The organism is Burkholderia sp. ZZQ-2 (assembly GCF_050768715.1).
Taxonomy (GTDB): Bacteria; Pseudomonadota; Gammaproteobacteria; order Burkholderiales; family Burkholderiaceae; genus Burkholderia; species Burkholderia cepacia.
The window spans coordinates 1-2,383 of sequence record NZ_LDVA01000106.1 but is presented as its reverse complement, the minus strand read 5'-3'; the positions used below and the strand labels follow the sequence as shown (position 1 = coordinate 2,383).

Annotated in this window: 1 protein-coding gene and 2 pseudogenes; all 3 read left to right on the top strand. The window is 69.5% G+C overall.

What is annotated here, in order from left to right:
- Positions 1-339 (top strand): annotated as a pseudogene (locus tag ABY44_RS05665) (hypothetical protein); the annotation flags it as partial.
- Positions 339-2,189 (top strand): acyl-CoA dehydrogenase, encoded by a 1,851-nt coding sequence (locus tag ABY44_RS05660; RefSeq protein ID WP_060085956.1) that lies wholly within the window; start codon positions 339-341, stop codon positions 2,187-2,189. The pseudogene ABY44_RS05665 and the gene ABY44_RS05660, both read left to right, overlap by 1 nt.
- 1 nt (position 2,190) lies before the next feature.
- Positions 2,191-2,383: pseudogene (locus tag ABY44_RS05655) on the top strand (citrate/2-methylcitrate synthase); the annotation flags it as partial.

Below are 2,383 nucleotides of genomic sequence, written 5' to 3'. Positions count from 1 at the left end.
CTCGCCGCGCGCGCGATCCGCCGCGCGCTCGACATGGCCGGGCTGCGCGCCGACCAGATCGACTGGTGCGTGCCTCCCGGCTTCGATCCCGGCTTCGCGGCGCGCGTGGCCGACGCCGCGTCGATCCCGGTCGGCGCGCGGATTCAGCACGACGGATCGGGCCACCTGTCGTCGGCCGAATCGGCGGCCGCGCTGATCCGGCTCGCCGGTGCGCTCGACGAAGGCGAGCGCCGCACGGTGCTCGTGTGGGATGCGGCACTGCATGGCGCGGCGGCGGCGGCCGTCGTCGACCTCGCCGGCGGCCTCGATGCCGCACTCGATATCGAAGGAGACGCATGATGAGCGCCTACAAGGTCAGCCTGCGCGAATTGCGCTTCTTTCTGTGGGAACTGTTCGAAGCCGACAAGCAGTTCCTGGCGGAACACGGCCTGTACGGCACCCACGATCGCGCGTCGATCGACGCGCTGCTCGAACGCGCGCGCGACTTCGCGCTCGACCTCGGCCGCAGCTACCAGCAGGCCGACGTCGAGGGCTGCACGCTGCTCGACGACGGCCAGGTGCGCATTCCGTCGCATTTCCACGCGTTGTGGGCGCGGTTTCGCGACGAATGGTCGAACACGCTGTTCGGCACCGCGCACGGGCTGCCGCCGATTGTCACGCAGATGATCTACGAGATGTTCATGGGCGCGAACCCGTCGTTCATGACGTACGGCGGCTTCACGCGCCCCGCGGTCAAGCTGCTGCAGATGCACGGCACGCCGCACCAGAAGGCGCTGATCGCGCCGCTCGAGGCGTACCGCTGGGATGCGTGCTTCTGCGCGACCGAGCCGCAGGCCGGCACCGACCTCACCGCGGTCGCGCTGCGCGCGACGCCGCTCGAACGCGACATCTACGCGATCGACGGCGAGAAGGTCTACATCTCGGCCGGCATGCACGAGCTGACCGAGAACACGCTGTATTTCGTGCTCGGCCGCATCGACACCGCGTCGCCCGATTCCTTCTCGCTGTCGTGCCTCGTCGTGCCGCGCTTCTGGCCGGACGAGGAAACCGGCGAGCTGCAGCCGAACCATGTCGACTGCATCGGCCTGCCGCGCAAGATGGGGCTCAAGGGCTGCGCGAACACGCACCTGGTGTTCGGCGCGAACGGCACGACCCGCGGCTGGCTGCTCGGCGGCCGGCGCAATGTCGGCCTGCTCCAGCTGATGCCGCTGATGAACCAGGCGCGGATGAGTACCGGGATGTTCGGCGTCGGCGTCGCGTCGAGCGCGTACCTGCACGCGGTCGAGTATGCGGGCCGCCGGCTGCAGGGCCGGCCGATCGAGCGCGCGTCGAACACGAATGCCGCGCGCGTCGCGATCGTCGAGCACGCGGACGTGCAGCGCATGCTGGTCGACATGAAGAGCCGCGTCGACGGCTGCCGCGGCCTGCTCGGCAAGCTCGCCGCGACCGCCACGCGCGCGGCGATGCTCGAAGCGACTCCCGACGCCGATCCGGCCGAGATCGAGCGCCACCGCAAGCTGCAACTGCTGCTGACGCCGGTCTGCAAGGCGTTCATCTCCGACCAGGCGTGGCGAATCTGCGAAACCGCGATCCAGGTGCACGGCGGGCTCGGCTACACCGACGCGAGCCCCGTCGAGCAGAACGCGCGCGACGTGAAGATCCTGTCGATCTGGGAAGGCACGAACTACATCCAGGCGCAGGACCTCGTGCGCGACAAGCTCGGCTTCGGACGCCATTCGCGGCTGATCCAGTACTACCGCGACGAACTCGACGTGTTCCTCGCGCGCCAGCATCACACGGGCACGCATGCGGAGCTGCGCCCGCTGTTCGACGCGCTGCGCACGGGCGCCGACCGGATCGCCGCCGCGCTCGACGACATCGCGCGCGACGTGCAGGACGGTCATACGCACCGCAGCAGCCAGTTCTACACGCGTTTTCTCGAGATGTTCGGCGTCGTCACATCGGCGTGGGTGCTGCTCGAATCGGCGACGATCGCCGCGCGCCGGCTCGACGCGCCGGACACGGCCGACACGCCGGCCGAACTCGCGTTCTATCGCGGCAAGCTGAAAAGCGCGCGCTACTACTTCGCGAACGTGCTGCCCGTGGTCGACCAGCACGCGGCCGTGATCGCCGCAATGGCGCACGCGGCGATCAGCGTCAGCAGCGAAGAACTCGCGCAGGCGGAATGACATGGACACGACACTCGATTCCGGCACGAACGCTTCGGCCGCCTCGACCGGCGACGCGCCGCGCAACCTGCTCGGCCGCCCGGCAACGCGCCATCGCGGCACCGACATCGACGGCGCGACGCTCGAGCCCGAAGCGCTGCGCGTGCGCGATCTCGACCTGAACGCGCTGATCGGCGCGACGACGTTCGAAGGCG